This is a genomic window from Caulobacter sp. 05T431, from assembly GCF_056665975.1.
The window spans coordinates 1-26,317 of record NZ_JBFTKU010000038.1 but is presented as its reverse complement, the minus strand read 5'-3'; the positions used below and the strand labels follow the sequence as shown (position 1 = coordinate 26,317).

Sequence of the window (26,317 nt, the reverse complement as noted above, 5' to 3'; positions counted from 1 at the left end):
GGCCAAACCCTCGATGCTGGGGGCGGGCTTGGCGGCCGGCTTGGCGGCGGGCGCGGCCGAGACCGGCGCGGTGGCGGCCGGCTTGGCCGGCTGCAGGGTGGCGGTCTGGACCGGCGCGCTGGGCGGCGGCGGGGTCGGACGGGCCATCGGCGCTTCCGGCTGGGCCGCGAAGGTCGGCGAGGCCTCGGGGGTCTCGTTCTTGTAGATCTGCAGGCCCGCGGCCGGATCGGTCGGCTGGGCGGCGCCGGCCGGTGGGGCGGCCTTCACCTGGGCCACGGGCTCGCCCACGGTGCGCGGCGGCTCGTTGGGGCCGCGCACGCCGCCGCGATAGATCAGCATGACCGCGACCACCAGCGTCGCCAGGACCACGGCGCTGATGATCAGGGTCATGGGCAGGGGCCGCGAGCCGCGAACGGGTTGACGCGCGTCGAACGAGAGCGGCGCATCGGTGGGCGGCGTATAGGCGCCGCGGTGGGGATCGGACATTCGCGTCGAGGCTCCAGACTTCCAGGCGCGCGGATCGCTCACAGCGAATCGGACGCGCGCCGACTTAGTTTATCGAAGCCCGAGCCTACCCAGAACCGCCACGAGAGGTCCGTCTAGTTCCACACATCCAGCTGGAACAACTTGCGGTGTTCCTCGATGGCGAAACGGTCGGTCATGCCGGCGATATAGTCGCAGACCACGCGGGCGCGGCCGGCTTCGTCGCGGTTCTGCGACCGGGCGAACCATTCCGACGGCAGGACGTCGGGCTCGGCCAAGAAGAGGTTGAACATCTCGGCCAGAATGCGGCGCGCCTGGCTGCGCGTCCTATTGACGCGCCAGTGGCGGTACATCCGCGTGTGCAGGAACTGGCGCAGCCGGGCCAGGTCCTCGGCCATGTCGACCGAGAAGGCGACCAGGGCATGGTCCAGGGCGCGGACGTCCTCGGCCGATTGCACGCCGGTGGCCGCCGCCCGTTGCAGGGTCTCGCCCATCACGTCGTCGACCATGGCCCCGATCATCCGGCGCACGGCCTCCAGTCGGGTCAGGCGCAGGTCCAGGTCCGGGCGCTCGCTGCGCACGGCGGCCAGGATCGGGCCGATCAGCGGCACGTCCATCAGCTCGTCCAGAGTGAACAGCCCCGCCTCGACCCCGTCGTCGATGTCGTGGTTGTTGTAGGCGATGTCGTCGGCCAGGGCCGCGACCTGCGCTTCCGCCGACGCCCAGGTGTTCAGGCCCAGCTTGTATTCGCTGTCGTACTTGGAGATCGCCTTCCAGGACGGCTTGCCCAGCTTCTCGGTCACCGGACCGTTGTGCTTGATGATCCCTTCCAGGGTCTCCCAGGTCAGGTTCAGGCCGTTGAAGTCGGGATAGCGGCGCTCCAGCTCGGTGACGACGCGGAACGTCTGCACGTTGTGGTCGAAGCCGCCGAAATTCTTCATGCAGGCCTGCAGCTCGTCCTCGCCGGCGTGGCCGAACGGCGGGTGGCCGATGTCGTGGCCCAGGGCGATGGTCTCGGCCAGGTCGCTGTCCAGGCCCAGGGCCGTGGCCAGCGAGCGCGCGACCTGCGCCACTTCCAGCGAATGGGTCAGGCGGGTGCGGAAATTGTCGCCTTCGTGGGCGACGAACACCTGGGTCTTCTCCTTCAGGCGGCGGAAGGCCGAGGTGTGGATGATGCGGTCGCGGTCGCGGGCGAACGGCGTGCGCGTACGGCTCTCGTCTTCCTGGAAGCGCCGCCCCCGGGACTTGGCCGAATCCTCGGCATAGGGAGCGCGCTGGACAAAGAAGGGAGACGACATGGAAGGCCTTTGCTGTTCGCCCTCTTTCCCTGGGGCGCGCAGGCCCTCATATAGGCGAAGTATGGATTTTCCACAGCCATGACCGACACAGCCGTAACGCTTTCTTCCAACGCCGCCCGCCGGCTCCACACCATCTCGGAGGCCGAGGGCCATCCGGTGATGCTGCGCGTCGCCGTCGACGGCGGCGGCTGCTCGGGCTTCCAGTACCGGTTCGACCTGGTCGAAGCGGCCGAGCCCGACGACCTGAAGGTCGAGCGCGACGGGGCCGCGGCCTTGGTCGACGTGATCTCGCTGGCCCTGCTGAAGGGCTCGGAGATCGACTTCGTCGACGAACTGGCCGGGGCGGAGTTCCGGGTGCGCAACCCCAACGCCAAGTCCAGCTGCGGCTGCGGCGTCAGCTTCTCGATCTGAACCTCATCCCATGTGTCATTTCGTGACCCTCGTGGCGCCCACCGAGGACGTGGCCGCCGTGCGCGCGGTCATGCGCGACCACGGCCGCGACGCCCAGCCGGTCGAGGGGCGCTCGCTGGCCCTCGTGCTGCGCCCGGGCGAGCGGCAGTACCTGACCTGCCGAGGCGGCTGCGATTGCGGCACCGTCCTGGCGACCTATGAGCCGGCGGACGAAGCCGACAAAGCGCGGGAGGCCGCCAAACTGGCGCGCAAGGGCTGGTCGCCGACCCGTATCGACCGCGTTCTCGCCGAGCGGCGCAAGGCCAAGGCGCGCCCGACGCGAGGCTCCGACAGCCTGGAGTCCTGGACGCGGGTGATGAGCGAGCTGCGCAGGAAGCTGGACCTGAGCCATGTCGGCCTGTTCCTCCACGACTATCGCGGCTCGATCGTCGACGAAGCCTTCGCGGTCGCGAGGGTGGATGCGCCGGCCGGCCTGCCGCCGACGGAGGCGCTGGCGACCATGGGCGAGGATCGGCTGATGATCTTCCGCGCCTAGGCGGGCACCAGCTGCAGCACCGTCAGCGCCGCCGCGCCCCAGGCCACCGGCGCGGCCATGGCGGCCCAGGCGATCGGCTCGCGCCCCCGTCGCCACTGGATCCAGGCCAGCAGCGGGGCCAGCAGGCAGACCACCCAGAACCCCGCGCACAGCACGAAACCCAGCCAGGCCAGCGGATTGTACAGCGAGCCCGGGGCGTCGAAGACCAGGGGCGTGAAGATCGCCGCGATCCCGCCCGGCACAGCCATCAGGCAACAAGTCAGCGTCGCCAGAACCAGCAGCAGGCGCCGGTTGCGTCGCGAAATCTGGAACCCCGACTTGAGCGCGTTCCCCATGCGCCCTAGCCTCCCGCCGCCGACTGGAGCCGTCAATGCGCATCGCCACCTGGAACGTCAATTCCGTCAACGCCCGCCTGGAAAACGTCCTGGCCTGGTTCGAATCGGCCGCGCCCGACGTGGCCGTGCTCCAGGAGATCAAATGCTTGGACGAGAAGTTCCCGACCGAGGCCTTCGAACGCCTGGGCTACAACGTCGCCGTCCATGGCCAGAAGACCTACAACGGCGTGGCCATGCTCTCGAAGCATCCGATGGAGGACGTGCGCAAGGGCCTGCCCTTCCTGCATGACGACGAGGTCGACGAGCAGTCGCGCTACATCGAGGCGGTGATCGGCGCGCCCACGCCCTTCCGGATGGTCGGCATCTACCTGCCCAACGGCAATCCGATCGGCACCGAGAAGTTCGCCTACAAGCTGGCCTGGATGAAGCGGCTGCACGCCCACGCCCAGGGCCTGCTCAAGCTGGAGGAGCCCCTGGTCATCGCGGGCGACTACAACGTCATCCCCGAGGCCGAGGACGTGGCCAATCCCGAGGCCTGGCTGGGCGACGCCCTGTTCCAGCCCGAGAGCCGGGGCGCCTTCCGGGCCCTGAAGAACCTGGGCTTCACCGACGCCTACATGCAGGCCGACGGCGCGCCGGGCGGCTACACCTTCTGGGACTACCAGGCCGGCGCCTGGCCCCGGAACCTGGGCATCCGCATCGACCACCTGCTGCTGTCGCCCCAGGCGGCCGACAAGCTGGCCGGCGTCGTGATCCACCGCGACGAGCGCGACAAGGAAAAGCCGTCGGATCACGTTCCCGTGGTCGCCGAACTGGCGCTCTGAAACATCAACTGTTCGGAAACCTGGACTCTCGCTAGCCTGATCCCATGAGCGAACTCTGGCGTCTTTTGCTGCTCGTGACCTTGTCGGCGTCCGCGGTGACCTTCGTGGGCAGCGCCGCCATCTGGTTCATGGACGAAGAGCGCCGGATCCGCCGCGCCCTGCGCCACGTGCTGAAGGGCTCGCCCGAGACCGTGATCATCGCCAAGGGCCGCGGCCGGGGGGCGGGCTTCAACTTCACCACCAACCAGGCCGCCGTGGCCTGGGACAGCGGCGCCTGGTGCCTGATCTACCGCATCGACGAGCTGATGGGGGCCGAGCTGTCGGTGGACGGCCAGGTGATCGGCCGCGTCTTCCGGGGCGAGCCGCGCCGGGCCATCGACCAGATCGTGCAGCAAGCCGCCCAAGTGACGCTGAAGCTGATCTTCGACGATCCGCGCCATCCCGACTTCGAACTGGACCTGTGGCTGGAGGGCGACCAGCAGCGCCGCGAGAGCCGCTCGCCGGCCGACGCCATCCAGGAGGCCAACCGCTGGCTGCTGCGCGCCGACGCCATCGTCCGCCGTCCGCTGGCCCCGAAGGCCAAGGCCGCCCAGGCTTCGGAGACCTCCGAACCGGCCATCAAGACCCGTCCGCCGGCGGTCGAGCCCGAACCGGCGCCCAAGCCCTACACGCCCGCCCTCGAGGCGGTCACCGCCGCCGCGCCGGCGCGTCCGGCCGCCACGGCCCCGCTGTTCGACGAGATCGACACCACCGCCGATCCGATGGACGCCCCGTGGGACGACGACGACCTGGACGCCGACGATCCGCCGCCGATCCCGGAGAAGGCCTACAAGCCGGTCTCCAAGGCCGCCCGTCCGCCCAAGGGCGACCAGGACGAGCTGCCGTTCGACCTGGACGACTGATCCCGTTTGACTCCTCGCGCGTTTGACCGCCCAAATGCCTTGTCAGATTGCCAGTTGGCCTTTTGGGGAGTCCTCGATGCGTCTGGTTCTCGCTTCCGCCCTCGCCCTCTGCTGCGCCGCGCCGGCCCTGGCCGAGACGCGACCGCTGGCCCTCACGCCCGCCGACACCGATCGCGACGGCGTGGTCAGCGCCCAGGAGGCCGCCGCCTGGCTGGATCGGGATCGCGGCGTGATCGTGCCGGTACGGCTGGGCGCCTCGGCCCGCGCGGCCGCGGCGGTGGAACAGCGCCGGACGATGTTCGACCAGGGCCTGCTGCGCCCCAACGACTTCCGCGCCCCGGCGCCCGAGGATCGGCCGCCGGAAGACCTGTTCTACAAGGACTTCAAGAAGATCAAGAAATAGGGGCCGAAAGGAAAAGGGGCCGGGCGATCCGCCCGGCCCCTTTCTTTCAGATGTCCGCGTAGACGTGGGTCTCTTTCGCCGCGCCCGGATGGGTGGTGGCTCCCAGATAGGCCGGGCCCACCAGCTGGGCGAACTTCCAGATCGCGCCGCTGTTGTAGTCGTGGCCGCGCGGCTTCCAGGCGGCCTTGCGGCGCGCCAGCTCCTCGGCCTCGACCTCCAGGTCGATCGTGCCCTTGGTGGCGTCGATGCTGATGATGTCGCCGTCCTGGACCAAGGCGATCGGACCGCCCACGGCGGCTTCCGGCCCCACGTGGCCGATGCACAGGCCGCGCGTGGCGCCCGAGAAGCGGCCGTCGGTGATCAGGGCGATGTTTTCCACGCCCTGGCCGTAGATGGCCGCGGTGGTCGACAGCATCTCGCGCATGCCCGGCCCACCCTTGGGACCTTCGTAGCGGATGACCAGGACGTCGCCTTCCTTGTAGTCGCGGTTCGACACCGCCTCGAAGCAGGCCGCCTCGCCGTCGAACACCCGGGCCGGGCCGCGGTGCACCTGGTGCTTGAGGCCGGCCACCTTGACGATGCCGCCCTCGGGGGCCAGCGAGCCCCACAGGCCCACCACGCCGCCGGTCGGCGACAGCGGGTTGGAGGCCGGACGGATCACGTCCTGGTCGTCGCGCCAGACCACGTCGGCCAGGTTCTCGGCCAGGGTCTTGCCGGTGACGGTCATGACGTCGCCGTGCAGCAGGCCGGCGTCCAGCAGCGTGCGCAGCAGCATCGGCACGCCGCCGGCCTCGCCCATGTCCTTGGCCACGTAGCGACCGCCGGGCTTGAGGTCGGCGACATACGGCGTGCGGGCGGCGATCTCGGCCACGTCCTTCAGGGTGAACTCGATGCCGCACTCGTGGGCCATGGCCGGCAGGTGCAGGGCGCCGTTGGTCGAACCGCCGGTGGCCGCCACGACGACCGCGGCGTTCTCGAACGCCTTGCGGGTGCAGATGTCGCGCGGGCGGATGTTCTGCTCGATCAGCCGCATCACCGCTTCGCCCGAGGCCACGGCGTACTGGTCGCGGTCCAGGTACGGGGCCGGCAGGGCCGAGGATAGCGGCAGGGCCAGACCGATGGCTTCCGACACGCAGGCCATGGTGTTGGCGGTGAACTGGCCGCCGCAGGCGCCGTCCGACGGACAGGCGTGCTTCTCCAGCTCGCACAGGGTCTTCTCGTCCATGGTGCCGGCCGCGTGGGCGCCGACGCCCTCGAACACGTCCATCACGGTGATGTCCTTACCCTGGAAGCGGCCGGGCAGGATCGAGCCGCCGTACAGGAACACGCTGGGCACGTTCAGGCGCAGCATGGCCATCATCATGCCCGGCAGGCTCTTGTCGCAGCCGGCCACGCCGACCAGGGCGTCATAGCCGTGACCGCGCATGGTCAGCTCGACGGAGTCGGCGATCACGTCGCGGCTGACCAGCGAGCTGCGCATGCCCTCGTGGCCCATGGCGATGCCGTCGGTGACGGTGATGGTGCAGAACTCGCGCGGGGTGCCGCCGGCCGCCTTGACGCCCTTGGCCACGGCGTTGGCCTGGCGCATCAGGGCGGTGTTGCACGGCGCGGCCTCGTTCCAGCACGAGGCCACCCCTACGAACGGCTGGGCGATCTCGCGCGTGCCAAGACCCATGGCGTAGTAATACGAGCGGTGCGGCGCGCGGGCCGGCCCTTCGGTTACATGCCGGCTCGGGAGTTGCGACTTGTCCCAGGTGCCGTCGGGTTTCTTGGTCATGATGGTACGCCTTCCAAAGAGTGCGCCGTGGTTAGCTCAGCTGACGGCGCGACGGAAGGGTTCGACGCCGAGTTTTTGCCGGAAATCGGCCGCCCCGCGCTCGTTTCATTGCGAACGGTTCGCGTAAGCCCGGCCGCCGCGCATGAACAGACCCTTCCCCGCCTTCCCTCCGTCGGGCTGTACGACGCGGCGAGAATAATGGTACCGCTCCCAGCAACGCCGCCCCGACGACGAGGGCGGGACCACCGCCAGGAAGGACCCCGCCGCCATGACGACGAACGCCACCAGGATCGGCCTGTGCGCCGCGATCGCCGCCTCGGCCCTGGCCACGCTGCTGGCGGGTTCCGCCCTGGCCCAGGGCAAGCCGGCGGTCCGCCACATCGCCATCGACGCCCAGGCGCCGACCACGCCCCGCGACCGGTTCTACGACCTGTCGGTGGGCTCGGACTATCCGGGCACCCTGCTGCGCGAGGACAGCCTGGCCCAGCTGAAGACCGCCCGCGACGAACTGGGTTTCCGCTATGTCCGCTTCCACGCCATCTTCCACGACGTGCTGGGCACCTACCGCGTGGTCGACGGCCAGCCGGTCTATGACTGGACCAAGATCGACCAGTTGTACGACCGCCTGCTGGGCATGGGGATCAAGCCGTTCGTCGAGCTGGGCTTCACGCCCCTGGCCATGAAGACGTCCGACAACCAGATCTTCTGGTGGAAGGGCAACACCTCCCACCCCGATCCGAAACAGTGGGCCGCCCTGGTCGACGCCTTCGTGCGCCACATCCAGCAGCGCTACGGCCAGGCCGAGGTTCGCAGCTGGTATTTCGAGGTCTGGAACGAGCCCAATCTCGACGGCTTCTGGGAGAAGGCCGACCAGAAGGCCTATTTCGAACTCTATGACCTCTCCGCCCGCACCATCAAGGCCATCGATCCGGCCCTGAGGGTCGGCGGCCCCTCGACGGCGGGCGCGGCCTGGACGCCGGAGTTCCTGGCCCACGTCCAGGCCTCGGGCGCGCCGGTCGACTTCATCACCACCCACACCTACGGCGTCGACGGCGGCTTCCTGGACGAGAACGGCAAGAGCGACACCAAGCTGTCGCCCTCGCAGGACGCCATCGTCGGCGACATCCGCCGGGTGCGCCGCGAGATCGAGGCCTCGTTCAAGCCCGGCCTGCCGCTGTACTTCACTGAATGGAGCACCAGCTACACACCGCGCGACCCGGTGCACGATTCCTATGTCAGCGCGCCCTACATCCTCAGCAAGCTGAAGGGCAGCGAAGGCCAGCTGCAGGGCATGAGCTACTGGACCTACAGCGACCTGTTCGAAGAGCCGGGCCCACCCACCGCGCCGTTCGAGGGCGGCTTCGGCCTGATGAACCCGCAGGGCATCCGCAAGCCGGCCTGGTTCGCCTATAAGTACCTGAACCAGCTGGGCGACAAGGCCGTGAAGGTCGCCGACGCCCAGACCTGGGCCACCGCCGACGCCGGCGGCGTCCAGGCCCTGGTCTGGGACTTCCGCCAGCCCGTCCAGGCGGTCAGCAACCGCCCCTACTACACCAAGGTCCAACCGACCTCGGACGTCGAACCGGTCAGCCTGGACGTGAAGGGCCTCAAGCCCGGTCGCTACGACGTCCAGGTCTTCCGCACCGGCTTCAGGGCCAACGACGCCTACACGGCCTATCTGGAACTGGGCTCGCCCAAGACCCTGACCGAGCAGCAGGTGCGCGACCTGAACGCCCTGACGACGGACGAGCCGGAGACCCGGACGCTGACGGTCGGCAAGACCGGCGCGGCCAGCGTGGCGGTGACCATGCGGGCCAACGACGTGGTGCTGGTGAAGGTGGCGCCGCGCTAGGTGGCGCCGCGCTAGGCGGCGCCGCGTCGGATCAGCGCCGGAACCTCACCAAAGCGCCCCGATCGACGCGAACTCACAGAAGGCGTCGGACATCCGCGGCAGGTCGGCGGCTTTGTCGTACGCCCGGATTCGCCAAATCCGCCAGCTGCCCCAGAAGGGGTCTTGCCTGAAATCGGCGGCGTAGAAGAGCGCCCCCTCGCTCCCGCCGGTCGTCGCGCCGGCGGGCTCGACCCGCCACACTCCTCGAGCGAACCAATTGGCCCCGTCGCCGCCGAGGGCGACGGATTGGCGAACGAGGTTCGGCGCCTGGGCGGGACGCTCGCCGCTCAGCGAAAACGTCGTGGCGGGATGCACCTGCTTGTCCGCCCCGAACTCTCCGCCTTCGGGGAAGTCCGAGAAGATCTTGCCCGCCTGACGCGCGTCGGTCTTGGTCGACGCAGCGGAGGCCGTGGCGTACTTGGCCATCAGCTTGTCCAGCTCGGCGCCGCGGCGACCGATGTAGGTCGGATCCTTCAAGAACGACTGATCGCAACCACCCCGCGAACGGGACGCATTGGCGACGGTCGCTCCGATCACGGTGGGTATCAGGCCCTGCGCCGCGGCCGTTCCCGCAACGCCCACGACCACCGTCGCCGCGAGCACGCTCGCGCTGATCCGCTTCCACATGTTTCCCCCCGGAATACTTAAACTCGACGGGAACGCCCCGTCGGTAACCCAAGGTAGAGTGTAACTTCGATCCGGATCAATAGCAGAGCTTGCGGGGGGTCAGCCGCCCGCCGCCTGCTCCACCGCCAAGCCCAGGTCCAGGGCCCGGGCGGCCTCTTCGCCGGTCACCACCGGACGTGGGGCCTCGCCGCGCACGGCCTTCAGGAAGCCGGCCACGCTCTGGCCCAGGGGGTCCTTGCCGGCCGGGGTGTCGTTGAAGTTCTCAATCAGCGGGAACGGGGTGGTGTTTCGGAAGGTCCGGGCCAGGAAGTCGATCTCGACCTCGCCCGAGGGGTAGACCACCTTCATGGTCCGCTCGCGGGCCTCGGCCACGCGCGAGCTATCGAACACGGCGGTGAAGCCGTTGTCGAAGGTGGCCTCGGCCTTGACCCAGTCTAGTGAAGGATTGGCCAACGAGGTCGAGCGGGTGATCGCCCCCTCGCCTTCCACCGCCACGGGCTCGCCGTCGCAGAGCGCCAGGGCCAGGTCGATGTCGTGGATCATCAGGTCCAGCACCACCGAGACGTCGAGGTTGCGGTCGGACGGCGTGCCCCGTCGCACGGCTTCCAGCCGCAGCGGCTGCTCGGGGATGTCCAGCAGACCCATGGCCTGGAACACCACGCGCTCCTGGTGGCCGCAGGCCAGCGGCACGCCGGCCTTGGCGGCGGCGGCGACCAGGGCGTCGGCGTCCTCCGGCGTCACCGCCAGGGGCTTTTCGGAATAGACCGGCTTGCCGGCCTTCAGCGCCGCCAGGCCCGCCTTGGCGTGATGCACGGCGGGGGTGGCGACGGTGACCACGTCGACCGCGGCCAGGAAGGCGTCCATGTCGTCGAAGGCCTTGGCGCCCAGCGGCTCGGCCAGGGCCTTGGCCCGTTCCAGGTCGATGTCGAACACCGCGACCAGCGCCACGCCGTCCAGCTCGACATACTTCTTGGCGTGGTAGCCGCCGAACACCCCGGCGCCGACGACGCCGGCCTTCAGAACATCTTGGGTCATGGCCGCTGTCTATCGCGTTCGCTTTCCTGCGGGAAGGCACTGGAGGCGCGGGCGAGACCGGTCTAAACGTTCGTTTAAACAACGCACCTCGATCGCGAGGTCTGGGAGGAACGACCATGGTCACGTCGCGCGAAATCCGTCTGAAGAGCCGCCCCGTCGGCGTCCCGGCCCACGAGAACTTCGAACTGGCCAGCGTCGAGGTCGGCGCGCCGGGCGACGGCGAGATCCAGGTCAGGAACCTGTGGATGTCGGTCGACCCGTACATGCGCGGCCGCATGACCGACCGGAAGAGCTACGTGCCGCCGTTCGAGCTGGGCAAGGCGCTGCAAGGCGGCGCGATCGGCGAGGTCACGGCCTCGAACGACCCGGACTACAAGGTCGGCGACATCGTCTCGACGATGTTCGGCTGGCGCGAGGTGTTCAACGTCTCGCCCAAGGCCCTGGCCGCGGGCGGCATGGGCGCCGTCACCAAGATCGACACCCACGGCCTGCCGCCCCAGACCTTCCTGGGCGTGGCCGGCATGCCGGGCCTCACCGCCTATGTCGGCCTGCTGCGCATCGCCGCGCTGAAGGAGGGCGACGTGGTCTTCGTCTCGGCCGCCGCGGGCGCGGTCGGCTCGGTGGTCTGCCAGATCGCCAAGCTGAAGGGCCACACGGTGATCGGTTCGGCCGGCGGGCCGGAAAAGGTGGCGTTCCTCAAGAGTATCGGGGTCGATCACGTGATCGACTACAAGGCCACGCCCGACGTGGTCGCCGAACTGGAGAAGGTCGCGCCCAAGGGGATCGACGTCTATTTCGAGAACGTCGGCGGCGTGCACCTGGAAGCCGCCCTGAACTCGGCCCGCACCTTCGCCCGCTTCGCCGTTTGCGGGATGATCTCGCAGTACAACGAGACCGGCAAACCGACCGGCCCATGGAACGTCGCCCAGATCGTCGGCAAGAGCCTGCGGCTGGAGGGCTTCATCGTCTCCAACCACTACGACCTGGCGCCGCAGTTCATCGCCGACATGTCCGGCTGGATCTCGTCGGGCAAGATCAAGTGGAACGAGACGGTCGAGGACGGCGTCGAGCGCGCCCCGGACGCGTTCATCAAGCTGTTCACCGGCGAGAACCTGGGCAAGATGCTGGTGAAGCTGGGGTGAGACGCTAGCTCACCCACTTGTCCCCACCTGACGGCTTCGCCGTCTGTCCGCCCCATAGGGGGCGGAGCCCGAAAACACGCAGCCTCTTCCCCCTATGGGGGAAGACGACCGCGAAGCGGTCCGTAGGGGGCAAGTGTTCGCCGCACTGAGCTCTGCTGAGTCGCCCTCCCCGCCCCTTGCGCCGCGCCAAAACGCCCCCCATCTGCGCTCCTCGCCGGTGACGCCCCCTAGCCCGTGTCGCCGCTATCCCAAGCGAGAAGCCACTTTGCGCGGCGCCCCTGTGTTAAAGCGGCGCAGCCACGCGGCAGCCTCTTCCAATGCTGCCGCGTTTCCATATCTAATCCATGTAAGGCGGGTGGTTCGGCCCGCCGGGAGAGAGCGGTCAATGGCCGAGCGAAAGCAAGGCGGACAAAACAACGGCGCGGGCTCTTCGGTCATCACGGAAGTGAAGCCGAAGACACAAAAGCCTTCGCTTTATCGCGTACTGATCTTGAATGACGACTATACTCCCATGGAGTTCGTCGTTTACGTACTTGAACGTTTCTTCAACAAGTCGCGCGAAGATGCGACCCGGATCATGCTGCACGTTCATCAGCATGGCGTCGGCGTTTGCGGCGTTTTCACCTACGAAGTTGCCGAGACCAAGGTCGCGCAAGTGATCGACTCGGCGCGCAGGCATCAGCACCCCCTGCAGTGCACCATGGAAAAGGATTGAGGAGCCCCCCTTGCCCTCTTTTTCGCGCCCACTTGAAGAATCCCTGCATCGCGCCGTCGCTTACGCCAACCAGCGCAAGCACGAATACGCCACGCTTGAACACCTGCTGCTGTCGCTGACCGACGATGACGACGCGGCCGGCGTCATGCGCGCCTGCGACGTGGACCTCAACGCTCTCAAGAAGAGCCTCGTGAACTATCTCGACGTCGAACTGGCCTCGCTGGTCGTCGACGACGAGGACGACGCCAAGCCCACGGCGGGCTTCCAGCGCGTGATCCAGCGCGCGGTGATCCACGTCCAGTCCTCGGGTCGCGAGGAAGTGACCGGCGCCAACGTGCTGGTCGCCATCTTCTCCGAACGCGAGAGCCACGCCGCCTACTTCCTGCAAGAGCAGGACATGACCCGCTACGACGCGGTGAACTTCATCGCCCACGGCATCGCCAAGAAGGCCGGCGCGTCCGAGCCGAAGACGGCCAAGGGCGCGGCGGTCGAGGAAGACGTCGAGAAGCCCAACGCCAAGACCGGCGGCGAGGCCCTCGAAGCCTACTGCGTCGACCTCAACGAGAAGGCCCGCCAGGGCAAGGTCGACCCGCTGATCGGCCGCGCGAACGAAGTGGAACGCGCGATCCAGATCCTGTGCCGTCGGACCAAGAACAACCCGCTGCTCGTGGGCGAGCCCGGCGTCGGCAAGACCGCCATCGCCGAGGGCCTGGCCCGCAAGATCATCACCCACCAGGTCCCCGAAGTCCTGGCGGAAGCCACCATCTACTCGCTCGACATGGGCGCGCTGCTGGCCGGCACCCGCTATCGCGGCGACTTCGAGGAACGCGTCAAGCAGGTGGTCAAGGAACTCGAGAACCACCCCAACGCGGTGCTGTTCATCGACGAGATCCACACGGTGATCGGCGCCGGCGCCACGTCGGGCGGGGCCATGGACGCCTCGAACCTGCTGAAGCCGGCCCTGGCCTCGGGCACCCTGCGGTGCATGGGCTCGACCACCTACAAGGAGTTCCGTCAGCACTTCGAGAAGGATCGGGCCCTGGTCCGTCGCTTCCAGAAGATCGACGTCAACGAGCCGACGGTGGAAGACACCATCAAGATCCTCAAGGGGCTGAAGAGCTACTACGAGGACTTCCACAAGCTGAAGTACACCAACGACGCCCTGAAGGTCGCCGTTGAGCTGTCGGCCAAGTACATCACCGACCGCAAGCTGCCCGACAAGGCGATCGACGTGATCGACGAGGCGGGCGCGGGCCAGATGCTGCTGCCGGAAGGCCGCCGCAAGAAGGTGCTGGGCGTCAAGGAGATCGAGGCCGTCGTGGCCAAGATCGCCCGGATTCCGCCGAAGTCGGTTTCGAAGTCCGACACCGAGTCCCTGCGCGAGCTGGAAGCGGACCTGAAGCGCGCCGTGTTCGGCCAGGACGAGGCGCTGACCCAGCTGTCCTCGGCCATGAAGCTGGCCCGGGCCGGTCTGCGCGACCCGGACAAGCCGATCGGCAGCTACCTGTTCAGCGGCCCGACCGGCGTCGGCAAGACCGAAGCCGCCAAGCAGTTGGCCTCGACCCTCGGGATCGAGATGATCCGGTTCGACATGTCGGAATACATGGAGCGCCACACCGTCAGCCGCCTGATCGGGGCTCCCCCCGGCTATGTCGGCTACGACCAGGGCGGCCAGCTGACTGACGCCGTCGACCAGCACCCGCACGCCGTGGTGCTGCTGGACGAAATCGAGAAGGCCCATGCGGACGTCTACAACATCCTGCTCCAGGTCATGGACCACGGGGTGCTGACCGACAGCAACGGCAAGAAGGTCGACTTCAGGAACGTCATCCTGATCATGACCACCAACGCCGGGGCTTCGGACGCCCAGCGCCAGTCGATCGGCTTCGGCCGCGACAAGGTGCAGGGCGAAGAAGAGGCCGCGCTCAAGCGCCTGTTCACGCCGGAGTTCCGCAACCGCCTCGACGCGGTGGTGGCCTTCAAGCCGCTGACGCCGGAGATCATCCGCCAGGTCGTGCAGAAGTTCGTCCTGCAGATGGAAGTCCAGCTGGCCGACCGGAACGTCACGATCTCGCTCAGCGACGACGCGGCCGACTGGCTGGCCAAGAACGGCTTCGACGAGCTCTACGGCGCCCGCCCCCTGGCGCGGGTCATCCAGGAGCACATCAAGAAGCCGCTGGCCGACGACATCCTGTTCGGACGCCTGGTCCGCGGCGGCCACGTCAAGGTGGTGCTGGAGAACGGCAAGATCGGCTTCGAGATCGAGCCCAACCCGGAAAAGCCCGGCAAGGCGACCAAGGAAGACGAGGCCGAACCGGCTCTCACCGAGTAGGATAGCGAGAGGCCCGGAGCGATCCGGGCCTCTTTGCTATTGGGCGACCGGTCGCGGAAAACGATTGGACAAAACGAGAACACGCGATTAGGTTGATCGCATGACCGTCGCCTTCGACACCCTCGGCGCCACCAAACGCCTCCGCGACGCGGGGCTGGAAGAGCGCGCGGCCGAGGCGATCGTCGAACTGGTGCAGTCGACCGCGCAGTTCCCGGATATCAGCGGGCTGGCGACGAAAGCCGACATGGCCGACATGGCCACAAAGGTCGACATCGCCGACATKGCGACGAAAGCCGACATCGCCGACATGGCTACAAAAGCCGACCTTGCTGGTCTGGCGACAAAAGCTGACATCGCCGACATGGCGACCAAGGCCGACCTCACCGAACTCGCCCATGCGACAAGATGGACATCCAGGCGCTCAAGGCGGACCTGGCCATCACCAAGACCCAGATCCTCGTCGAACTGAACGACAAGCTTCGGTCCCAGAGCCTGACCTTCCTAGGCGGCGTGGCCGCGATCGTCGGCTTGGCCACCGCGATCATCAAGCTGGGGCACTAAAGCTCGACCTCAGCCGGCCTTGTCGCCCTGCCCGCGCATCGCCTTCACCTCGCCCCAGATGCGGACCAGGAACTCGACAGTCGCGGCGGTGCCGAAGAACGAAAGCCCGTAGGCGACGCCGTGGGCGATGTCGGCCAGCACCCGGGCCAGGGACGCCTCGCTGCCCGTCAGGACCATGTCGCGATACTGGAGCAGGTTCACGGCGCCCGACAGCAGGTCGCCGCACAGGTGCAGCACGCCGGCGGCGATGATCAGCCGGGTGATCGGATGCAGCCGTCCCAGCAGCACGCCGATGCGCTCGGCCGGCGCGGGATCATCTAGGGCCATGGGCTCCCCCTTCGAACTGGACGGCGTTGCGCGCCCGAAGGCGCCGGTGGATGCGCGACAGCCCCTCGACCAGGACGGCCGCGCCGAGCATTTCCAGGGTCCCGGCGCTGATCTTGATCCGCCAGGCCACCATGGGCCCCAGGACCCGCAACCAGGACACCGCCGACAAGGCGGGCCCGTCGATCGTCGACAACGAATCCAGCGTGGATCGCGCGACCCACGCCCACAGGATCAGGTCCGCCGACAGGCTCAAGCCCGCGGCCAGGACGATCAGCCATGTCACCGGATGAAGACGCACGCGATTCCCCCGCGAGCATCTAAGGCGCGGCCAAGCTTGACCGCAAGCCGGGCTTGCGAGCCGAGCCCTATCGCAGGTGACGGCCGCCCATAGCGGTCAGGATGCGCAGCGCCCCGGCCTCGTCCAGCGCCTCAGGTCTGAACTCGGAAAGACCGGCCGTCGCCAGCAGGATCTGGTCGGCCGCGTCGATCTGATGATGGGCCATGTTCCAGTCGCGAAACATCCGGCGATCGGCCGGTCCCTGGGCGATGACGACCAGATCGGCGTGACGTCCGTCCCGGCGGATGCGCTCGAACGTCGCCTCGACCTCGGCGACGGGTCCTTCCAGCACCTGCAGGAAGCGCCCTTCGCCGATCACCAGGAAGCCGGTGACGGCGCCCATGCGATTGTTGTGGATCGACTTGAGCAGGATCGCCCGCACGTCATCGGAAAAGCCGGCCCCGGCGCTCAGCGACCGGCTGGCATAGATCAGACGCGCCAAGCCTCTCGGCGCATCGTCGAACTCCAACATGGACTGGCCGCCCCCAGCTACCGCTACCACCGGTAATGCACAGCTTGGCCAAAGGTTCAGCTTAGAGCGCCGCCGAGATCTTCGCCGCCAGGGCCTTCAGCTCGTCCGTGTCGGCCATGCCCTCGCCGTGCCGTCCCAGCGCCTCGCCCTCGTAGCGGGGGATGACGTGGAAGTGCAGATGGAAGATCGTCTGGCCGGCCGGGGCGCCGTTGAACTGGGTCACCACCACGCCGTCGGGCTTCAGGGCCGTGGTCACCGCCTGGGTCACCTTCTGCACCGCGCCGATCAGCCGGCCCAGGGTCTTGGCCTCGGCCTCCAGCAGGTTGCGCGCCTGGCTGGTCTTGGAGATCACCAGCACGTGGCCGCGCGACTGTGGGAAAACGTCCATGAACGCCAGGACCTGCTCGTCCTCGTACACCTTCACGGCCGGGACCTCGCCGCGGATGATCTTGGCGAAGATGTTGTCGGCGTCGTAGCTTCCGTGAAGGCTCATGATCGTCTCCAGCATGATCGGACCCGTACCTAGCAAACCGGGAGGGGCGCGCAAATGACCACGAGCCCGACCCGGCGGGACATGCTGGCGGCCGGCGTCGCCCTGGCCGCCGCCGGCCCGGCCCTGGCCGCGCCCGAAGGCCTCCGTCGCGAGGCGCTTTCCACCGTCGCCGACGACGGCGTCCGGCTGCATGTGCGCGAGGTCCGGCCCGCCGCGCCGCTGAACGCGCCCCTGGGCGCGCCGCTGATCCTGGTGCACGGGGCCCGCGCGGCGGGCGCGGCCTCGTTCGACCTGCCGGTCGAGGGCGGCTCGCTGGCCGGCGACCTGGCTTTGCGCCTGAACCGCCGGGTCTATGTGATGGACGCCCGAGGTTACGGCGGCTCGCAACGTCCCGCCGCCATGGATCGTCCGCCGGAGCAGAGCCGCCCCCTGTCCCGCGCCTTCGAAGTGGTCCGCGACCTCGACGCCGTCCGCAAACTGGCCACCCGGAGAACCGGAAGCGCGCAGGTCGGCCTGATCGGCTGGGCCACCGGCGGGATGTGGGCCGGCTTCTACGCCTCGCTGCGGCCTGAGACGGTTTCCGGCTTGGCGACGATAAACGCCCTCTACGGCGGCTCGGACGTCCACGCCATGCTGGGTCCGGGCTCGGCCTTCGCCCAGCCCGGCCAGCCCCGCCGCTTCGATCCGGCGACCGGCGGCTACGCCCTCTATCCGGCCGCGTCGCTGATCGGGGTCTGGGAGCGCAACATCCCGGTCGACGACAAGGACGCCTGGCGCGACCCCGTCATCGCCCAGGCCCTGGCGGCGGCCGTGTTGGCCGGCGATCCCGACAGCGGCCGGCACGACCCGCCCAGGTTCCGCGCCCCGCTCGGGGCGCTGGAGGACAGCTTCCATCAGGCCTGCGGGCGGCGGCTGTACGACGCGGGCTCGATCACCGCCGCGACGCTGTTGGTGCGCTCGGAGCACGACTTCTGGAGCCGCCAGGCCGATCTCGACGCCTTCGCCGCCGACGCGGACCGCTCGCCTTCGGTCAAGACCGTGACCCTGGCCGGCGCCACCCACTTCGTCCACCTGGACCGTCCCGCCCGCGGCCGCGACCGGCTGCTGGCTGAACTGGTCGATCATTTCGGAGCCCTTCCCGCATGACCGAGCACCTGACCGAACGTCAGAAGAAGTGGTTCGCTTCGGTCCGCGAGGGGATCGAGCGCAACACCGGCAAGACCCTGGCCGAGTGGGTGGCCGTCGCCAGGACCTGCCCCGAGACCAAGCCGCGCGCCCGCCAGGTCTGGCTGAAGGAGCACCACGGCCTGGGCGTGAACCACGCCGCCTTCATCCTGGCCGAGGCCTTCCCCTCGGCCGATCCCAGTTGGGACGATCCCGCCGCCCTGCGCGCGACGCTGTGGGCCGATCCCGCGTCCCTGGCGATCCTGCAGGCGCTGGAGGCGGCCGTCGCCGACCTGCCGGACCTGGTCACCGGCCAGCGCAAGGCCTTCACCGCCTGGTCCCGCGCGTTCCAGTTCGCCGCCGCCAAGCCGGTCAAGGGCGGCAGGGCGGTGCTGGGCCTGGCGGTCGCGCCCGACGCCTCCCCTCGCCTGCTGCCCCCGAAGAACGAGGGCTGGTCCGAACGACTGAAGGCCAAACTGCCGCTCACCTCGCCGGCCGAGGTGGACAACGAGGTCCGCGCCCTGCTGAAGGCGGCCTGGGAGGCCTCCTGACCGGAACATCGGGCGATCCGCGCCGTTCAGGTCGCGAACGGAGGAACGTCCATGTCCAAGGAAGCCGATCTCGCCGCCAAGTTCTGGAAGGCGTTGAAGTCCGACCGTACCGTCATGCTGGGCCTGCCCGACTTCKACAACGGCCGAGCCCAGCCGATGACCGCCCTGTTCGAAGGCGATCACAGCGGGCCGCTGTGGATCTTCACGTCGGCCGACAACGACCTGCTGGTCGCGACCGGCCAGGGCCGCGAGGCGCAGCTCCATTTCGCCTCCAAGGGCCACGACCTGTTCGCCACCGTGGACGGCCACCTTAAAGTCGACACCGATCACACCACCGTCGAACGCCTCTGGAACCCGTTCGTCGCCGCCTGGTTCGAGGGCAAGGACGATCCCAAGCTGCGGCTGCTGCGCTTCGATCCCGGCCACGCCCAGATCTGGCTCAACGAGCACAGCCTGCTCGCCGGCGTCCGCATGATGCTGGGAAGCGATCCCAAGAAGGACTACCAGGACAAGGTCGGCGAGGTGGAGCTGACCTAGCCTTCGTGGCGGAACGGCGAGAACTCGTCGGTCAGCATGGCGATCTCGGCGTCCACCGCCTCGCGTTCGCGCTCCAGATAGCGGGCGACCGGCTCGCGCAGGGCGGGATCGGCGATCCAGTGGGCGGAATAGACCGGGCTGGGCAGGTAGCCGCGGGCGATCTTGTGCTGCCCCTGGGCCCCGGCTTCGACCCGCGGCAGGCCCAGACGGATGCCGTGTTCGATGGCCTGGTAGTAGCAGAGCTCGAAATGCAGGAACGGCACGTCCTCGGTGCAGCCCCAGTGGCGGCCGTACAGGCAGTCGGCGCCGATCAGGTTCAGCGCCCCGGCGATCCAGGGGCCGCCCGGCCGGCGCGCCAGGATCAGCAGCACCTTGTCGGCCATCCGCTCGCCCAGCAGCGAATAGAAGGCCCGGTTCAGATAGGGCCGCCCCCACTTGCGGCCGCCGGTGTCCATGTAGAAGCCGAAGAAGGCGTCCCAGTGGTCCTCGGTCAGCTGGTCGCCGGTCAGGGCCACGATCTCGAGCCCGGCCTGGGCGTCGCGGCGCTCGCGGCGGATGGTCTTGCGGCGATTGGACGACAGGGCGGCCAGGAAGTCGTCGAAGCTGGCGTAGCCGTGGTTGAACCAGTGGTATTGCTGGTCCTGGCGACGCAGCATCCCCCGCTCGCCCATCCAGCCCCACTCGTCGGCCGTCGGGAAGGTCACGTGCAGCGACGAGGCCTTCAGCCGGTCGCAGAGGGTCAGGGCCCCGCCCAGCAGGGCCGAGCGGCCGTCGTCGACATCGATGTCGGGCCGCACGATCAGCCGCGGCCCGGTGACCGGCGAGAACGGGGCCGAGCATTGGAGCTTGGGATAGTAGCGCCCGCCGGCCCGCTCGTAGGCGTCGGCCCAGCTGTGGTCGAAGACATATTCGCCCTGGCTGTGGGACTTCAGGTACAGCGGCATGACCGCCGCCACGCCGCCGTCCTCGTCCTGGACCGACAGGTGATGCGGCGCCCAGCCGGTGCGCTCGACCGCGCAGCCGCTCTCCTCCAGGGCGTCGAGGAAGTCGTAGCTGACGAAGGGATCGCCGTGCGGAGCCGCGCAGGCGTCCCAGGCGTCGCGGCCGATCTCGGCGATGCGGCGGTGGACGCGCACCTCCGCCTTGACGGCTGTCACGCGGCGAAGCCCTCGAAGATCAGGTTGTCGCAATGGTCGCGGACGCTTTCCCACTGTTCGGCCGAGCGCACCGTCCAGGCGATCACCGGCATGCCCTTGGCGCGATAGAGGTCGGCCCGGGCGCTGGGCAGCATGTCCAGCCCCAGGGCCAGGAAGTCCGGCCGGGCGATCTCGACGTGCTCCAACGCCGCCAGCGACTTGCGGATCTCCGGCGACAGACGGCGCGCGCCCTCGTCGTCCCAGTTGTAGCTGTCCAGGCCGCGCAGGATCTGCGGCTGATGCTCGGCGAACCAGGCGTGGGAATATGGGTTGAAGCCGATCACGGCGGTCGGGCCGTTGTGGTCCAGCAGGATCTCGCTGACCTGCTTCTCCAGCTCGCCCACTTCGCCGAACGGGGTCTTCAGCTCGATATAGACCATGGCCCGGTGGCCGATCAGGGTCAGGGCGTCGGCCAGGGTCGGGATGGTCTCGTCCGTGCCCGACAGCGTCAATTGCTGGAGCTCGGCGGCCGTATGGTCGCGCAGCTTGCCTTCAACGCCCGTCAGTCGTTCCAGATGGTCGTCGTGGAAGACGACCACGTGGTTGTCGGCCGTCAGCTGGACGTCCAGCTCGATCGCGTAGCCGCCAGCGCAGGCCGCCTGGAAGGCGGCCAGGGAGTTCTCGGGCGCGCCGCCCGGCGACCACAGTCCCCGGTGGGCGACCGCGGGTTCGAACAGGCGCTCCCACGCCTCGCCGAACACCTCGGTTCCGGGCCGGGGCCGCGCGCGCATCAGGCCACCTCGACCACGGCGTCGACCTCGACCGAGAAGCCCAGCGGCAGCTTGTAGACGCCCACCGCCGAACGGGCGTGGCGGCCGGCGTCGCCGAACACCTCGACCATCAGGTCCGAACAGCCGTTGATGACCTTGGGGATGTCGGTGAAGTCCTGGCTGACCTGGACGAAGCCGCCCAGCTTGACCACCCGCTTGACCCGGTCGAGGTCGCCGACGGCGGCCTTCATCTGGGCCAGCAGGTTGATGCCGCAAAGCCGCGCGCCCTGCTGGGCGGTCTCCAGGTCGACATCCGTCCCGACCGTGCCCTTGAGGCCGCCGTTGGCGTCGATCGAGACCTGGCCCGAGATGTGGATCAGGTTCCCCGTCGCGACGAAGGGCACATAGTTGGCGACCGGCGCGACCGGTTGCGGCAGCACGATCCCGAGTTCCGCCAGACGCTGTTCGACCTTCGACATCACACACTCCAATGACTTGGACGCATGCTTAGCGCGGCGGGATGACAGGACAAGAAAAAAGGCCTGAACCGTTGCCGGCTCAGGCCTTCAATCCGTTGGCTCGGTGAGGAGCCTGTCGCCTTAGCGGGCGGCTTGCAGCTTTTCGACCGTGGCCGAGACGCGTTCGTTCAGCGGCTTGACCGAGTCCTTGATCGAGGCCGAGACGATCTCCGAGGCCTTGCTGACCTGGGCGATGTAGGCTTCCAGGGCCGACTTGGCCCAGGCGGTCTGCAGCTCGACGGCTTCCTGCACGCTCTTGGCGGCGGCCAGCGACTTGGCGGCGGCGACTTGGTCCTCGGCGGCCTTCTTCGAGTAGGCGAAGGTCTGGGCGCCCAGGGCTTCAGCGCCCTTGGTGGCGGCGGTCACCGAGGCGACCAGCGCTTCCAGGTTCTTCTTCGAATGGGTGTTGGCTTCGGCCAGAGCGGCCAGCGACTTCTCGACGCCGTCCTTGAACGCTTGGTTCGAGGCGGTGCTGAATTGCTCGACGGTGTTCTTCAGGGTTTCAGCGGCGGCCATGGGGAGGCTCCTGGCGAGTTGCGGGGCATGGCGGCGGACAAGGGGACCGAACCATGCGTTGGGACAACGACGGTGTCTCATGTTGCAGTGCAGCAGTCAAGAATTTTGTGCAGCGCACCATAACCTAGCGGAAACGCCTGTTCGCCATGCCGAAGTCTGACCGAAGCTTCGCCGCAACGCCTTGAAATAATCCAGCTCTGCGGCGAAATCGCTCACCAGTTGTTTACCTTAGAGAAAGGCGGCGGCGCGCATGCTAAGGTCACGCGTGTGGCGGTGCGGAACCGCTCAGTTCAAATGACGGACGCATTCCCATGTTCGCCAAGCTTACTTCCGTCCGCTCCGCTCTCGCCGCCCTGGGTATCGTCGGCGCCATGGTCTGCGCCCTGATCGCGCCGACCCAGGCGTCCGCCCAGATCCCCTATCTGCAGATGAACGCCGCGGAGCCGAAGTACGCCGCGATCGTCATCGACRCCAATTCCGGCGAGATGCTCTACGACAAGCGGGCCGACAGCCCGCGCTATCCGGCCTCGGTCACCAAGATCATGACGCTGTACCTCACCTTCGAGGCGCTCAGCGAAGGCCGCCTTAAGCTGACCGACCGCGTGCCGATCACGTCCCACGCCGCCGCCCAGGCGCCCACCAAGCTGGGCCTGCCGGTCGGCGACAGCGTCAGCGTCGACGAAGCCATCCGCGCCATGACCGTGAAGTCAGCCAACGACATCGCCGTGGCCATGGCCGAGAAGCTGGGCGGCAGCGAATCGCGGTTCGCCGCCCTGATGACCCTGCGCGGTCAGGAACTGGGCATGCGCAACAGCCGCTTCGTTAACGCCTCGGGCCTGCCCGACAGCCGCCAGATCTCGACGGCCCGCGACCTGGCCATCCTGTCGCGCGCCACCATGCGCGACTTCCCGCAGTACTATTCCTATTTCAGCATCAAGGGCTTCGAGTTCCGCGGCCGTTACATCGCCGGCCACAACCGCCTGCTGACCAACATGCCCGGCTTCGACGGACTGAAGACCGGCTACACTAACGCTTCCGGTTACAACCTCGCCGGCTCGGCCGTGCGCGACGGCCGCCGCCTGATCGCTGTGGTCCTGGGCGGGTCGTCGACCGCCTGGCGCGACAACAACATGGAAGACCTGCTGACCACCGGCTTCGACGTGCTCAAGCGCCGCTCGCACGGCGAGCGCACGACGATCGCCGCCAACCTCTACGAGGACGAGCCGACCGGCCCGATCATGCGTCCCTCCACCGAGGAAGGCGACGGCGACCAGGCCGGCCTGAAGATCGTGCTGACCGACAATCCCAAGCGCCCCGCTCCCATGGCCGTCGCGCCGACGATGAAGGCCGCCCAGGCGCCGGTGAAGGGCGCCAAGCCGTCGAAGAAGCCCAAGGGCGAATGGGCCGTGCAGGTCGGGGCGTTCAAGTCCAAGAGCCTGGCCAACGAGCAACTGGCCCTGGTCCGCGCGCGCTTCGCCAAGTTCGTGTCCGACGCCGAGGGCGCGGTCGAGGGCGCGGCCGGCGGCACCTTCCGGGCCCAGTTCCAGGGCCTGACCGCCGAGGCCGCCCGCGGCGCCTGCCAGGCGATCACCGCCAAGCGCCAGCCCTGCATGGTCCTGTCGCCGAGCTAGGCCTTATCTACTTCCCGTCCAGCAACCGGTCCCGCGCGGCGTTGAGCTGCGCGGCCAGGCCCGCCGTGCCGCCCTTGTCGGGATGGGCCATGCGGATCAGGCGCGCATAGGCCGCCTGGATCTCGGCCTTGGTGGCCTCGGGCCCGACGCCGAGGATGGCGCGGGCTTCGGTCAGGCTGGGACCGCCCTCCTCCCGCCTGGCCTTCTGGACCGTCGGCCGCTGGCGCGCGGTCGTGGCGCTCCAGGCGCCGATCACCACCAGCACGATGCAGACCGGCCACTCGCTGCGCACGCCGGCATAGGCCCCGCCGGCGAAGGCCAGCAGCGCCGTGATCCCGGCGCCGATGCGCCAGCCGTCGCCCTTCAGGGCGCGCGTGGCGCGTCCCGACAGGACGAACAACAGGATCGCGCCGCCCAGCAGCAGGTAGAACATGAAGCGTCAGTCCCCGACGCAGCCCGAGACTATTGGGCCGCGAGCAGAGTTTCCCCGGAATAGGCCGAAAGGCCAAGGGAATGCATCAGCGCCCGCAGTTCCTGGCGCGCGGCCAGGTGCTGCAGCGACACCGGCACGGGGCGCACCTGGGGCGACAGGTCGGCGATGGTCAGGCCGAACGGGAACAGCTCGCGATAGATCACCCGGTCGCGCAGGCCGGGGCCCATGCGGAAGCCGACGCGCTTGGACAGGGCCGTCAGGCGGTCCTCGACGCGCTTGCGGTTGCGGGCCTCGGTGGTGGCCAGGCGGTTGCGCAGCACCACCCAGTCCAGGGCCTGGCGCTGGCCCGACAGGGCGCGGGCCTTGCGGGCCTCCCAGACGGTCAGCGAGTACAGGCTGGGCTTCTGCAGCTCCATGGTCACCGGGTCGACGTGGCCCAGCATGTCGAAGTCGACGAAGCTGTCGTTCATCGGCGTGACGATCAGATCGGCCAGGCCGTGGGCCATGCGCGAGATCTGGGTGTCGCCGCCGGGGGTGTCGATCAGCACGAAGTCGGCGGCCTCGCGCGCGGCCAGGAAGGCGGCCTCGAACTTGGCCACCTGCTCGGCCTCCGGCGCGGCGGCCAGGGCGACGTCGTCCTCGCTGAGCCGGAACTGCAGCGGCACGGGCAGGGTCACGTTGTTGCCGGCCACCCAGGCGTCGCGGTTCTCGAAGAACCGCATCGAGGTGCATTGGCGCAGGTCGAGGTCCAGCAGCGCCACCTTGGCGCCGCCGTACAGCAGCGCCGTGGCCAGGTGGACGGCGATGGTGGACTTGCCCGCCCCGCCCTTCTCGTTGCCGACGACGATGACACGCGTTTCGGCCATGCTTCTTTCCTTCTTTTCGCCCGACTCGGCGACTCTCAATGAAAGATTAACACGCAGGAGACGCCCTGAGAGGTCGCGACGTCAATCCATGGGGCCCTTCCCTGTGGACCCATTGTCGCAGGTGGACGCCCGCATCGGGGTCCGTCATAAGCCAACGCCTGTTCGTCACAGGAGTTCGCGGTGACCGCCCCCTCCCCGAAGATCGTCCGCACCGTCGCCGAGCTGCGCGCCCAGGTCAGCGCCTGGAAAGCGGCCGGCGAGCGCGTGGCGCTGGTCCCGACCATGGGGGCGCTGCACGAGGGTCACCTGTCGCTGATCCAGCTGGGCCAGACGATGGCCCGGCGCACCGTGGCCAGCGTCTTCGTCAATCCCAAGCAGTTCGCCCCGCACGAGGACTTCGACTCCTATCCGCGCGGCGAGGCCCGCGACGCCGAGCTGCTGGCCGGGGTCGGCTGCGACCTGATGTTCGCCCCGAACGTCGACGAGATGTACGCCCCGGGCTTCTCGACCACGGTCAACCTGACCGGCGTCTCCGAGCCGCTGGAGGGCGCGGCGCGGCCGCAGTTCTTCGGCGGGGTGGCCACGGTGGTCACCAAGCTGCTGCTGCAGTCGCAGGCCGACGTCGCCATCTTCGGCGAGAAGGACTACCAGCAGCTCCAGGTCATCAAGCGCGTGGTCAAGGACCTGGACATCCCGGTCGAGATCGTCGGCGCGCCCACCGCCCGGGCCGAGGACGGCCTGGCCCTGTCCTCGCGCAACGCCTATCTCAGCCCCGAGGAACGCGCCGCCGCCGTGGCCCTGCCCAACGCCATGAAGGCCGCCGCCAGGGCCGTAGCCGAAGGCGGGCGGATCGACGAGGCCGAGGACGCCGCAAGGGCCGCGATCCTGGCCGCCGGCTTCCGCCAGGTGGACTATGTCGACATCCGCGAGGCCGGCGATCTCTCGCGCCTGGGCCCGGGTCCGATCGGCGACGCGGCGGGCCGCATCCTGGTGGCGGCCTGGCTGGGCAAGACCCGGCTGATCGACAACATGGCGGTGGGCTGACAGGCGCATCGGCATGACCTCTCGTCCTCACGCGGAAAGCCGCTGAGCTTATTGGGGAGGCGCGGAGCGGCCGGGCTTCGCCCGGAGACCGTGAGGTTTGTGTTTGCGTTTCGGCTTGGCTCGACCGCTCCGCGGAACCGTTCTTCTCAAGGGACGGCGACTGAGGGCCTGTTTCATCCCGGTCGACGTTCCCCCTCGGGCGGGCAGGATCAAAGTCGCCCGGAAGGGGCCGTCGGCGACTCCGACTGATC

Annotated in this window: 30 protein-coding genes and 1 pseudogene; 15 read left to right on the top strand and 16 right to left on the bottom strand. The window is 68.6% G+C overall.

Annotation, left to right across the window (positions count from 1 at the left end):
• Together AC1U89_RS23850 and AC1U89_RS23845 are read right to left on the bottom strand one after the other, a co-directional pair.
• A pseudogene (locus AC1U89_RS23850) lies at positions 1–486 on the bottom strand (cell division protein FtsN); the annotation flags it as partial.
• A gap of 113 nt (positions 487–599) precedes the next feature.
• Complete coding sequence (locus tag AC1U89_RS23845; RefSeq protein WP_479902106.1) at positions 600–1,781, bottom strand: deoxyguanosinetriphosphate triphosphohydrolase; 1,182 nt, start codon at positions 1,779–1,781, stop codon at positions 600–602.
• 78 nt (positions 1,782–1,859) lie between these two features.
• On the opposite strand from AC1U89_RS23845, the gene erpA reads away from it, so the two are divergent.
• The gene (erpA, locus tag AC1U89_RS23840) at positions 1,860–2,192 is read left to right on the top strand and encodes an iron-sulfur cluster insertion protein ErpA (RefSeq protein ID WP_479902105.1); all 333 of its coding nucleotides are present in this window, start codon (positions 1,860–1,862) and stop codon (positions 2,190–2,192) included.
• A gap of 10 nt (positions 2,193–2,202) precedes the next feature.
• Positions 2,203–2,727 carry a hypothetical protein gene (locus AC1U89_RS23835; RefSeq protein WP_479902104.1) on the top strand — a complete coding sequence of 175 codons (525 nt, stop codon included), beginning with the start codon at positions 2,203–2,205 and terminating at the stop codon, positions 2,725–2,727.
• Here AC1U89_RS23835 and AC1U89_RS23830 read toward each other — a convergent pair.
• Positions 2,724–3,062, bottom strand: coding sequence for a hypothetical protein (locus AC1U89_RS23830; RefSeq protein WP_479902103.1), 339 nt, complete (start codon positions 3,060–3,062; stop codon positions 2,724–2,726). The two genes, AC1U89_RS23835 and AC1U89_RS23830, sit on opposite strands and share 4 nt — an antisense overlap.
• Before the next feature lie 35 nt (positions 3,063–3,097).
• Between AC1U89_RS23830 and xth the strand changes: the two genes are divergently transcribed.
• The 3 genes from xth to AC1U89_RS23815 all read left to right on the top strand — a co-directional run bounded on the left by xth (position 3,098) and on the right by AC1U89_RS23815 (position 5,191).
• Positions 3,098–3,886, top strand: a complete 789-nt coding sequence (xth, locus tag AC1U89_RS23825) for an exodeoxyribonuclease III (protein ID WP_479902102.1) — start codon at positions 3,098–3,100, stop codon at positions 3,884–3,886.
• Between the two features lie 44 nt (positions 3,887–3,930).
• Positions 3,931–4,788 (top strand): SRPBCC family protein, encoded by an 858-nt coding sequence (locus AC1U89_RS23820; protein WP_479902101.1) that lies wholly within the window; start codon positions 3,931–3,933, stop codon positions 4,786–4,788.
• A 76-nt stretch (positions 4,789–4,864) separates the two neighbouring features.
• Entirely contained in the window at positions 4,865–5,191 is a 327-nt protein-coding gene (locus tag AC1U89_RS23815) for a hypothetical protein (RefSeq protein WP_479902100.1), read from the top strand.
• 46 nt (positions 5,192–5,237) lie between these two features.
• Here AC1U89_RS23815 and ilvD read toward each other — a convergent pair whose 3' ends face one another.
• Positions 5,238–6,968 carry a dihydroxy-acid dehydratase gene (gene ilvD, locus AC1U89_RS23810; RefSeq protein ID WP_029916570.1) on the bottom strand — a complete coding sequence of 577 codons (1,731 nt, stop codon included), beginning with the start codon at positions 6,966–6,968 and terminating at the stop codon, positions 5,238–5,240.
• 268 nt (positions 6,969–7,236) lie between these two features.
• On the opposite strand from ilvD, the gene AC1U89_RS23805 reads away from it, so the two are divergent.
• Positions 7,237–8,820, top strand: coding sequence for a GH39 family glycosyl hydrolase (locus AC1U89_RS23805; protein WP_479902099.1), 1,584 nt, complete (start codon positions 7,237–7,239; stop codon positions 8,818–8,820).
• Positions 8,821–8,865: 45 nt separating this feature from the next.
• Here the strand turns inward: AC1U89_RS23805 and AC1U89_RS23800 are convergent, their stop codons facing one another.
• Both AC1U89_RS23800 and AC1U89_RS23795 read right to left on the bottom strand, forming a co-directional pair.
• Complete coding sequence (locus AC1U89_RS23800; protein WP_479902098.1) at positions 8,866–9,486, bottom strand: hypothetical protein; 621 nt, start codon at positions 9,484–9,486, stop codon at positions 8,866–8,868.
• A gap of 99 nt (positions 9,487–9,585) precedes the next feature.
• Entirely contained in the window at positions 9,586–10,521 is a 936-nt protein-coding gene (locus AC1U89_RS23795; RefSeq protein ID WP_479902097.1) for a Gfo/Idh/MocA family protein, read from the bottom strand.
• Positions 10,522–10,637: 116 nt separating this feature from the next.
• Between AC1U89_RS23795 and AC1U89_RS23790 the strand changes: the two genes are divergently transcribed.
• From AC1U89_RS23790 to AC1U89_RS23775, 4 genes are all read left to right on the top strand, one after another.
• A complete protein-coding gene (locus tag AC1U89_RS23790; RefSeq protein ID WP_479902096.1) occupies positions 10,638–11,663 on the top strand; it encodes an NADP-dependent oxidoreductase in 1,026 nt (341 codons plus the stop codon).
• A gap of 385 nt (positions 11,664–12,048) precedes the next feature.
• Positions 12,049–12,378: an ATP-dependent Clp protease adapter ClpS gene (gene clpS, locus AC1U89_RS23785; RefSeq protein ID WP_007672483.1), complete on the top strand. Its 330-nt coding sequence runs from the start codon at positions 12,049–12,051 to the stop codon at positions 12,376–12,378.
• 10 nt (positions 12,379–12,388) lie between these two features.
• Positions 12,389–14,710: an ATP-dependent Clp protease ATP-binding subunit ClpA gene (gene clpA, locus AC1U89_RS23780; RefSeq protein ID WP_479902095.1), complete on the top strand. Its 2,322-nt coding sequence runs from the start codon at positions 12,389–12,391 to the stop codon at positions 14,708–14,710.
• Between the two features lie 100 nt (positions 14,711–14,810).
• A complete protein-coding gene (locus tag AC1U89_RS23775; protein WP_479902094.1) occupies positions 14,811–15,179 on the top strand; it encodes a hypothetical protein in 369 nt (122 codons plus the stop codon).
• Between the two features lie 101 nt (positions 15,180–15,280).
• Here the strand turns inward: AC1U89_RS23775 and AC1U89_RS23770 are convergent, their stop codons facing one another.
• The 4 genes from AC1U89_RS23770 to AC1U89_RS23755 all read right to left on the bottom strand — a co-directional run bounded on the left by AC1U89_RS23770 (position 15,281) and on the right by AC1U89_RS23755 (position 16,900).
• Entirely contained in the window at positions 15,281–15,598 is a 318-nt protein-coding gene (locus AC1U89_RS23770) for a hypothetical protein (protein ID WP_479902093.1), read from the bottom strand.
• Positions 15,585–15,896, bottom strand: coding sequence for a hypothetical protein (locus tag AC1U89_RS23765; protein ID WP_479902092.1), 312 nt, complete (start codon positions 15,894–15,896; stop codon positions 15,585–15,587). The genes AC1U89_RS23770 and AC1U89_RS23765 overlap by 14 nt, the downstream gene beginning before the upstream one ends.
• Positions 15,897–15,963: 67 nt before the next feature.
• Complete coding sequence (locus AC1U89_RS23760; RefSeq protein ID WP_479902091.1) at positions 15,964–16,377, bottom strand: BLUF domain-containing protein; 414 nt, start codon at positions 16,375–16,377, stop codon at positions 15,964–15,966.
• A 91-nt stretch (positions 16,378–16,468) separates the two neighbouring features.
• Entirely contained in the window at positions 16,469–16,900 is a 432-nt protein-coding gene (locus AC1U89_RS23755) for an HIT family protein (protein WP_479902090.1), read from the bottom strand.
• A gap of 54 nt (positions 16,901–16,954) precedes the next feature.
• Between AC1U89_RS23755 and AC1U89_RS23750 the strand changes: the two genes are divergently transcribed.
• The 3 genes from AC1U89_RS23750 to AC1U89_RS23740 are packed head-to-tail and all read left to right on the top strand — an operon-like array spanning position 16,955 to position 19,152.
• Complete coding sequence (locus AC1U89_RS23750; protein ID WP_479902089.1) at positions 16,955–18,046, top strand: alpha/beta fold hydrolase; 1,092 nt, start codon at positions 16,955–16,957, stop codon at positions 18,044–18,046.
• Positions 18,043–18,615 (top strand): DUF4287 domain-containing protein, encoded by a 573-nt coding sequence (locus AC1U89_RS23745; RefSeq protein WP_479902088.1) that lies wholly within the window; start codon positions 18,043–18,045, stop codon positions 18,613–18,615. The genes AC1U89_RS23750 and AC1U89_RS23745 overlap by 4 nt, the downstream gene beginning before the upstream one ends.
• Before the next feature lie 51 nt (positions 18,616–18,666).
• Positions 18,667–19,152 carry a pyridoxamine 5'-phosphate oxidase family protein gene (locus tag AC1U89_RS23740; RefSeq protein WP_479902087.1) on the top strand — a complete coding sequence of 162 codons (486 nt, stop codon included), beginning with the start codon at positions 18,667–18,669 and terminating at the stop codon, positions 19,150–19,152.
• On the opposite strand, the gene AC1U89_RS23735 is transcribed toward AC1U89_RS23740, so the two are convergent.
• The 4 genes from AC1U89_RS23735 to AC1U89_RS23720 all read right to left on the bottom strand — a co-directional run bounded on the left by AC1U89_RS23735 (position 19,149) and on the right by AC1U89_RS23720 (position 22,092).
• The gene (locus AC1U89_RS23735) at positions 19,149–20,309 is read right to left on the bottom strand and encodes a GNAT family N-acetyltransferase (protein ID WP_479902086.1); all 1,161 of its coding nucleotides are present in this window, start codon (positions 20,307–20,309) and stop codon (positions 19,149–19,151) included. The two genes, AC1U89_RS23740 and AC1U89_RS23735, sit on opposite strands and share 4 nt — an antisense overlap.
• A complete protein-coding gene (locus AC1U89_RS23730; protein ID WP_479902085.1) occupies positions 20,306–21,079 on the bottom strand; it encodes a glycerophosphodiester phosphodiesterase in 774 nt (257 codons plus the stop codon). The genes AC1U89_RS23735 and AC1U89_RS23730 overlap by 4 nt, the downstream gene beginning before the upstream one ends.
• Positions 21,079–21,537 carry a RidA family protein gene (locus AC1U89_RS23725; RefSeq protein WP_479902084.1) on the bottom strand — a complete coding sequence of 153 codons (459 nt, stop codon included), beginning with the start codon at positions 21,535–21,537 and terminating at the stop codon, positions 21,079–21,081. The genes AC1U89_RS23730 and AC1U89_RS23725 overlap by 1 nt, the downstream gene beginning before the upstream one ends.
• Before the next feature lie 120 nt (positions 21,538–21,657).
• Positions 21,658–22,092, bottom strand: coding sequence for a phasin family protein (locus AC1U89_RS23720; protein ID WP_029916608.1), 435 nt, complete (start codon positions 22,090–22,092; stop codon positions 21,658–21,660).
• Positions 22,093–22,403: 311 nt separating this feature from the next.
• Here AC1U89_RS23720 and AC1U89_RS23715 point away from each other — a divergent pair, with 311 nt between their 5' ends.
• Positions 22,404–23,723, top strand: a complete 1,320-nt coding sequence (locus AC1U89_RS23715) for a serine hydrolase (protein ID WP_479902083.1) — start codon at positions 22,404–22,406, stop codon at positions 23,721–23,723.
• A 7-nt stretch (positions 23,724–23,730) separates the two neighbouring features.
• Here the strand turns inward: AC1U89_RS23715 and AC1U89_RS23710 are convergent, their stop codons facing one another.
• Both AC1U89_RS23710 and mipZ read right to left on the bottom strand, forming a co-directional pair.
• Positions 23,731–24,156, bottom strand: a complete 426-nt coding sequence (locus AC1U89_RS23710; protein ID WP_337689145.1) for a J domain-containing protein — start codon at positions 24,154–24,156, stop codon at positions 23,731–23,733.
• Positions 24,157–24,185: 29 nt separating this feature from the next.
• Positions 24,186–25,022 carry a division plane-positioning ATPase MipZ gene (gene mipZ, locus AC1U89_RS23705; protein ID WP_337689144.1) on the bottom strand — a complete coding sequence of 279 codons (837 nt, stop codon included), beginning with the start codon at positions 25,020–25,022 and terminating at the stop codon, positions 24,186–24,188.
• A gap of 180 nt (positions 25,023–25,202) precedes the next feature.
• Here mipZ and panC point away from each other — a divergent pair, with 180 nt between their 5' ends.
• Positions 25,203–26,066: a pantoate--beta-alanine ligase gene (gene panC, locus AC1U89_RS23700; RefSeq protein WP_479902082.1), complete on the top strand. Its 864-nt coding sequence runs from the start codon at positions 25,203–25,205 to the stop codon at positions 26,064–26,066.
• The last annotated feature ends 251 nt before the right edge of the window (positions 26,067–26,317 follow it).